Below are 8,791 nucleotides of genomic sequence, written 5' to 3' on the forward strand. Positions count from 1 at the left end.
CCACCGACCACGACCACCTCGAGGCTGTCGAGGCCCTCGGGGTCGACGGTGCCGATCACCGCGGGGGTGATGATCGTGTGGGTGGGGCGTTCGGTGCGGAACAGTTCCGCGAGGTCGGGGCCGCCGATGATCGTCGACGGCACGACGACCAGCGTCGCGCCCTGGGAGAACGCCGCGATCCACTCCATCACCGACGGGTCGAAGCTCGGCGACATGATGTGCAGGAACCGCGAGCGGGACGTCAGGCCGTACAGGTCGATGATCGTGTCCAGCAGCCCACCGAGGCCGGTGTGGGTGACCACGACGCCCTTGGGCCGGCCCGTCGAACCCGACGTGTAGATCAGGTAGGCAGGGTGCTGCGGGCGCAGCGGCCGGACGCGGTCGGCGTCGGTGATCGGCGCCGACGAGCGGGCCGCGACGTCCGGTGCGAGACCGGGATCGTCGACGACCAGCCACTCGGCGTCGTCGGGCAGGCCGGCCCGGTGTGCGGTTCCCGTGATACCCAGGGCCGCACGGGAATCGGAGAGCATGTAGCGCACGCGCTCCGGCGGGTACGACGGATCGACCGGCACGTGTGCGGCGCCGGCCTTCGCCACCGCCCACACCGCACGGACCATGTCGTAGGAGCGCGGGAACGCCACGGCGACGATGTTCTCGGGGCCTACGCCGCGCTCGACCAGCAGCCGCGCGAGCCGGGACGAGTCCTCGTCGAGCTCGCGGTAGGTGATCGACCGTCCCTCGTACCGCACGGCGGTGGCGTCCGGGTCGAGGGACGCGCCGGCCGTGAGGAGGTCGGCGAGGGTTCCGCCGCTGACGACGTCGGTGCCGCGGACGTGGGTCAGCCGCTCGAGCTCGTGCGGCGCGAGCAGCGGCAGGTCACCGACGGGCAGGGCCGGGTCGGCCAACGCCGCGTCGAGGAGGTGCGCGAAGCGGGCGGCGAACCCCTCGACGGTACCGGCGTCGAACAGGGACCGCGCGTAGGAGAACTCGGCGGAGATCCCGTCCGGTCCGCCCTCGGTGGTGGTGTGCTCCCGCAGGGTCAGTGCGAGGTCGAACTTGGCGCTGTCCACGTCGAACGGCACCGTGGACACACTCAGCTCGGGCAGCTCGAGTCCGGTCTCGGGGAGGTTCTCGAACGACATGGCGACCTGGAACAGCGGGTGCCGGGCCGTGGACCGCTCGGGGTTGAGGATCTCGACGAGCCGCTCGAACGGAAGATCCGCGTGGGCGAACGCCTCGAGATCGCTCTCGCGGATGCGCCCGAGATGCTCGGCGAACCCGGCGTCGGCGTCGATGTGGCTGCGCAGCACCAGGGTGTTGACGAACATGCCGATCATCTCGTCGAGTTCGGCCTCACCGCGGCCGGCGATCGGCGTGCCGATCGCGATGTCGTCGGCGGCGGACATGCGCGCGAGGAACACCGCGAGGGCGGTGTGCATGACCATGAACAGCGTCGTGCCGCTGCGCCGGGCGAGGTCGGCGGCCTGCCGGTGGGTGGCCGCGTCGATGCGGAACTCGACCGTGCCGCCCTCGAAGGCCTGCACCGACGGCCGCGGCCGGTCGGTGGGCAGGTTCAGCTCGTCGGGCAGGCCGGCGAGCGTCCGCTTCCAGTAGTCGGCCTGCGCGGAGACGAGGCTGTCCGGATCGTCCTCCGATCCCAGGACCTGCCGCTGCCACAGCGCGAAGTCCGCGTACTGCACCGGCAGCGGCGCCCGGTCCGGTTCGTGCCCCGCCGCGCGCGCGACGTAGGCGATCATCACGTCCCGCGTCAGCGGTGCCATGGACCAGCCGTCGGCACTGATGTGGTGCGCGACGAACACCAGCACATGGTCGTCGCCGGCGATCCGGAAGAGCTTGGCGCGCAGGGGGATCTCTTCGGTGACGTCGAAGCCGGCGGAGACCACCTCGGTGACCCGGGCGACGAGGTCGGCCTCGGAGACCGGTTCGGGCGTGAGATCGGGTGCCCCCTCGGCGACCGGGAGGACCACCTGGAAGGCGTGCCCGTCGGACTCCGGGTAGACGGTGCGCAGCACCTCGTGCCGGGCGACGACGTCGCGCACCGCGGCCCGCATGGCGTCCACGTCGAGCGTTCCGGTCAGCCGGACCGCCACCGGGATGTTGTTGACCGCCGACCCGGTGTCGAAGCGGTTGAGGAACCACATGCGCTGCTGCGCCAGCGACAGCGGGATCCGGTCCGGCCGCGGCTGCGGCACCAGCGGCGGACGACCGCCGCCCCCGGCGTGCTGCTCGACCGCGACGGCCAGGGCCTCGACCGTGGGCGCCTCGAAGACGACCCGGACGGGGATCTTCGCGTCGAGCGCGGCCCCCATGCGGGAGACCACCTGGGTGGCGAGCAGCGAGTTGCCGCCGAGCTCGAAGAAGTCGTCGTCGACGCCGACCCGGGCGAGGCCGAGCACCTCGGCGAACACGCCCGCGACGATCTCCTCGACGGGGGTGCTCGGAGCGCGGAACTGCCGCGCCTCGAACACCGGTTCCGGCAGCGCCCTGCGGTCGAGCTTGCCGTTGACGTTCAGCGGCAGGGCCTCGAGCACCACGAACGCCGCCGGCACCATGTACGACGGCAACGCGCCGGCGAGCCCGGACTTCACGTGCGCGATGTCGAGCACCGCGCCCGTCTCCGGAACCAGGTACGCCACGAGCTGTGTGCCCGCCCGGTCGTCCTCCCGGGCGATCACCGCCACGTCGCGCACCTCGTCGGCGCCGCGCAGCGCGGCCTCGATCTCGCCGAGCTCGATGCGGAATCCGCGCACCTTCACCTGGAAGTCGCTGCGGCCGAGGTACTCCAGGCGGCCGGTGGAGTCCCACCGGACGAGGTCGCCGGTGCGGTAGAGCCGCTCGCCGTCGCCGAACGGGGAGGCGACGAACCGCTCCGCCGTCAGATCCGCCCGGCCGTGGTAGCCGCGCGCCAGCTGCGCACCGGCGAGGTACAGCTCGCCGGACACGCCGACCGGCACCGGATGCAGGCGCCCGTCCAGCACGTAGACCCGCGAGTTCCATTCCGGCACACCGATGGACACCGACGCGCCCGCGTCGTCCACCACGTCGCCCGCGGTGATCGACACCGCGGCCTCGGTCGGGCCGTAGAGATTGACCAGCTGCGCGCTGTTGTGCCGCAGGAACCGCTGCGCCGTCGCCGCCGGCAGCGCCTCACCGATCGCGAGCACCCGGCGCAGCGACCTCGGCAGCATCCCGTCGGAGTCGACGAGCAGCGCCTCGAGCATCGACGGCACCACATGCAGGGTGGTGACCTCCTGCTCGGCCATCAGGGCGTTCAGGTAGCCGGGATCGCGGTGACCCTCCGGCGTGGCGATCACCAGCCGGCCCCCGGAGACCAGCGCCGACCAGAACTCCCACACCGACAGGTCGAACGTCGCCGCGGTCTTGAGCAGCGCCGCGTCCTGCGATCCAAGGCCGAAGTGCTCGCGCTTCCACAGCAACTGGTTCACGATCGCGCCGTGCGGCACCGCCACACCCTTCGGCTTGCCCGTCGAACCGGAGGTGAAGATCACGTACGCGGTGTTCGACGCCCGCAGCGGCGCCCGCCGCTCGGCGTCGGTGACCGGATCACCGGCGTAGGTCGACAGGTCGGCCGTGTCGATCGCCAGGCGCGGGACAGACCTGTCCCCCGGGATCTCGACCGCGCCGGCGGTCAGCACCACCACCGGAGCCGCGGCATCCAGGATGTACCCGGTCCGCTCGGCCGGCTGATCCGGGTCGAGCGGCACGTACACGCCACCGGCCTTGGCGACGGCGTACATGCCGACGAGGAGCTCGATCGACCGGCGCATCGCCAGCGCCACCGTCGACTCGGGGCCGACCCCCGCCGAGATCAGGCGACGGGCAAGCCGGTTGACGCGGATGTCGAACTCGCCGTAGGTGAGCGTCTCACCCTCGAAGAACAGGGCCGTGGCGTCCGGAGTCCGGCGCACCTGCGCGTCGAACAGGTCGGGCAGGGTCACCGACGCGTCCACGGCGTGATCGGTGTCGTTCCAGCCCTCGAGCACCCGGAGCCGCTCGGCGTCGTCGAGCAGCGGCACATCGCCCACCGGGAGCGACGGGTCCGCCACCACGGCTTCGAGCAACCGCAGGAACCGGCGGGCGAAACCGGCCACCGTGGACTCGTCGAACAGGTCCGTGGCATAGGTGAAGAAGCCGGTCACCCCGGCCGCGGCACCGTCCTCGGCGTGCCGGTCGGTGACGATCAGATGCAGGTCGAACTGGGAGATCTGCATGTCCGCGTCGACGTTCGCGATGGTCAGACCCGGCAGCTCGAGCCGGGACTGGGCGACGTTCTGGAACGACAGGCCCACCTGGAACAACGGGTGCCGCGCGGTGGAGCGGACGGGGTTGAGCACCTCCACGAGCCGCTCGAACGGCACGTCCGCATTGGCGAACGCCCCCAGGTCGGCCTCGCGGGCCTGTGCCAGCAGGTCCTCGAACGCCGCATCCGGCTGGACCTGCGTGCGGAAGACAAGGGTGTTGACGAACATGCCGATCAGATCGTCCAGCGCCCGCTCGTCACGCCCCGCGATGGGCGTGCCGATCGCGATGTCGTCCGTGTCGGACATCCGCGCGAGGAACACCGCGAGGGTGGTGTGCATCACCATGAACAGCGTCGTGTTGCTGCGACGGGCGAGGTCGATCAGCCGGGCGTGCAGCTCCGGATCGACGGCGAATCCGGTCCGGGCGCCGGCGAAGGACTGCACCGCCGGGCGCGGCCGGTCGGTGGGCAGGTCCAGCTGGTCGGGCAGACCGGCCAGCGCGTTCTTCCAGTACGCCACCTGCTTCGCCGCAACCGAGTCCGGATCGTCCTCGGACCCGAGGACCTCCCGCTGCCACAGCGCGTAGTCCGCGTACTGCACCGGCAGCGGCGCCCACGCGGGGAACTCGCCCTGCGAACGCGCGATGTAGGCCTGCATCAGGTCCCGGGTGAGCGGGCCCGCCGACGAACCGTCGGCCGAGATGTGGTGGACGACCAGGGCGAGCACGTGGTCGTTCGCGGCGAGCCGGAACAGCCGCACCCGCAACGGCACCTCGATGGTGACGTCGAAGGTCGTGGCGCCGAGTTCCCGGACGGCCGCGACGATGTCGTTCTCGCCGACCGCGATCGGGGTGAGATCCTGTTCGGCCTGGGCGGCGGGCACGACGACCTGGATCGGGCCCTCGGCCGTCTCCGGGTAGTAGGTCCGCAGGATCTCGTGCCGGGTGACGAGGTCACCGACCGCCGCCTGCAGCGCCGCGACGTCGAGCGTTCCGGTCAGCCGGATCGCCATCGGCACGTTGTACGCGGCGGTGTCCGTGTCGAAGCGGTTGAGGAACCACATCCGCTGCTGGGCCAGCGACAGCGGGATCCGCTCGGGACGCTGCCGCGCCTCGAGCGGCCGCCGGGCGTCGGCGCTCTGGTGCTGGACGGACACGGCGAGCGCCTCGACGGTGGGCGACTCGAACAGCGCGCGGATCGGCACCCGGACATCGAGCGCGGCACCGAGCCGGGATGCCACCTGGGTGGCGAGCAGGGAGTTGCCGCCGAGCTCGAAGAAGTCGTCGTCGAGACCGACCTGTTCGAGACCGAGCACCTCGGCGAACACCCGCGCCACGGCCTCCTCCGTGACGGTGGTCGGCGCCCGGAACTCCCGGGCCTCGAACACCGGCGCCGGCAGCGCCCTGCGGTCGAGCTTGCCGTTGACGTTCAGCGGCAGCGCCTCGAGCACCACGAACGCCGCCGGCACCATGTACGACGGCAGCTGCTGCGACAGGGCCGACTTGAGCTCCGCCGCATCGAATTCCGCACCGGCGGCCGGAACCACGTACGCCACGAGCTGCGCGCCCCCACGCTCGTCGTCCCGCGCGATCACCGTCACGTCGCGCACCTCGTCGATGCCGCGCAGCGCGGCCTCGATCTCGCCGAGCTCGATGCGGAATCCGCGCACCTTCACCTGGAAGTCGCCGCGGCCCACGTAGTCGAGCTCGCCGCCCCCGTCGCCCGTCCCGATCCACCGGACGAGATCGCCGGTGCGGTAGAGCCGTTCGCCGTCCCCGAACGGGGACGCGACGAACCGCTCCGCCGTCAGATCCGCCCGGCCGTGGTAACCGCGCGCCAACTGCGCACCCGCCAGGTACAGCTCACCGGGCACGCCGGCCGGGACCGGATTCAGCCGCGCGTCGAGCACGTACACCCGCGAATTCCACTCCGGCACACCGATCGGCACCGACACCCCGGTGGCGTCGTCGACCTCGTGGAAGGTCACCGACACCGCGGCCTCGGTCGGACCGTACAGGTTGTCCAACCGGGCCGTGTTGTGCGCCAGGAACCGTCGCGCCGTCGCCGCCGGCAACGCCTCACCGATCGCGAGCACCTGCCGGAGCGAGTTCGTCAGCGTGCCGCCGGACTCGACGAGCAACGCCTCGAGCATCGACGGCACCACGTGCAGGGTGGTGACCCCCTGCTCGGCCGCCAGCGCGTTCAGATAGCCCGGGTCGCGGTGCCCGTCCGGCGCGGCGATCACCAACCGGCCACCGGAGACCAGCGCCGACCAGAACTCCCACACCGACAGATCGAACGTCGCCGCCGTCTTGAGCAACACCGCATCGTCGGCACCGAGCGCGTACTCCGCCCGCTTCCACACCAACTGGTTCACGATCGCCCCGTGCGGCACCGCCACACCCTTCGGCCGACCCGTCGAACCCGACGTGAAGATCACATACGCCGTGTTCGACGCCCGCAACGGCGCCAACCGCTCCGCATCGCCGACCGGGCCGTCCGCGAACACCGACAGATCCGCCGCATCGAGTTCCAGAGTGCGGACAGACCTCTCCCCCGGCACCTCGAACGCGTCCCGCCCGGTGGTGAGCAGCACCACCGGGGCCGCGGCGTCGAGGATGTATCCGGTCCGCTCGGCCGGCTGATCCGGATCCACCGGCACATACGCACCACCGGCCTTGGCCACCGCATACATGCCCACCAGCAACTCGACCGACCGGCGCATCGCCAGCGCCACCGTCGACTCGGGTCCCACCCCGGCCGCAATCAGGCGCCGGGCGAGCCGGTTGACGCGCGCATCGAACTCGCCGTAGGTGAGCGTCACACCCTCGAACACCAACGCCGGCGCGTCGGGAGCGCGCCGCACCTGCTCGTCGAACAGATCCACCAGCGTCGCCGGCCCCCCGGTCGCATGAGCGGTCTCGTTCCACGCCTCGAGCACCCGCACCCGCTCGGCCACCTCGAGAATCTCGATATCACCCAGCGCCACCGACGGATCGGCCACAATCGCCTCGAGCACCCGCACGAACCGCTCCGCGAAACCGGCCACGGTGCCCTTGTCGAACAGGTCCGTCGCACATGTGAACGTCGCGTCGATGCGGGCGGGCGTCCCGTCCTCGTCGTAGCGGTCGAAGACCGTCAGCTGCAGGTCGGTCTTGGCGAGCTCGAGTTCGAAGTTCGTCGGCGAGACGGTCAGCCCCGGCAGCTCCAGCTTCGTCTGCGCGAGGTTCTGGAAGGACAGGCCCACCTGGAACAGCGGGTTGCGGGCCGTCGAGCGCACGGGGTTGAGCACCTCGACCAGGCGCTCGAACGGCACGTCGGCGTTCGCGAACGCCCCCAGGTCCGTCTCGCGCACCTGGGCCAGGAACTCGTCGAACGCGACGTCGGACTGCACTCGGGTGCGGAAGACCAGCGTGTTGACGAACATGCCGATCAGATCGTCGAGCACCCGCTCGCCCCGGCCCGCGATCGGCGTGCCGATCGCGACGTCGTCGGTGCCCGACAGCCGGCCCATCAGGGTCGCCAGGGCGGCGTGGATCACCATGAACAGCGTGGCGTTGTGCCGGCGCGCCAGCTCCTGCAGGCCCCGGTGGACGTCGGCGTCGACGGTGAAGTGCAGCGATTCGCCGCGGAAGCTCTGGCGAGGGGGCCGCGGCCGGTCGGCCGGGAGATCGATCTGGTCGGGCAGACCGGCCAGGGTCCGCTTCCAGTACTCGACCTGCCCGGCGGCGACGGAGTCGGGGTCGTCCTCCGAACCGATGACGTCACGCTGCCACAACGCGTAGTCCGCGTATTGCACGGGCAGCGGCTCCCAGCCGGGCGCCTCGCCGCGGGAACGTGCCTCGTAGGCGATCGTGACGTCGCGCGCGAGGGGCGCCATGGAGGCGCCGTCGGCGGAGACGTGGTGCACGACGAACGCCAGGACGTAGTCGGAGTCGGTGATCCGGAAGATCCGCGACGCCACCGGCACCTGCCGTGTCACGTCGAAGGTCGTGGACATGAATGCGACGATCTCGCCGGTGAGGTCGTCCTCGGTGACGTCGTACGGCGTCAGGTCGGGCAGCGCGTCGTCCACGGGGAGCACGATCTGGTGCGGCTCGCCGTCCGGGTCCGGGTAGTAGGTGCGCAGCATCTCGTGCCGGCCGATCACGTCGCGGACCGCCGCCTGCATCGCGGCCAGGTCGAGCTCACCCTGGAGCCGCACCGCGAAGGGGATGTTGTCCACCGCGGAGGAGGTGTCGAACTGGTTGAGGAACCAGTAACGCTGCTGGGCCAGCGACAGCGGCAGCCGCTCGGGACGCGGTGCCGCCTCGAGCGGGCGCCGGGCGCCGGTACCGATCTGGCGGCCGACCTCCGCGGCGAACGCTTCGACGGTGGAGGTTTCGAACAGCAGCCGCAGCGGCACCGACGCATCGAGCGCCGCACCGATCCGCGAGACCACCTGCGTGGCGATCAGCGAGTTGCCGCCGAGGGCGAAGAAGTCGTCGTCGAGGCCCACCCGGTCGAGAC

General features: G+C 71.4%; 1 protein-coding gene. It reads right to left on the reverse strand.

What is annotated here, in order from left to right; genetic code table 11:
* Positions 1-8,791 (reverse strand): non-ribosomal peptide synthetase (locus AIIKEEIJ_RS09100; RefSeq protein WP_161995498.1); only part of this gene is annotated, 8,791 nt, incomplete at both ends.

The organism is Rhodococcus sp. YH1 (assembly GCF_009939605.1).
Classification (GTDB): Bacteria; Actinomycetota; Actinomycetes; order Mycobacteriales; family Mycobacteriaceae; genus Rhodococcus; species Rhodococcus aetherivorans.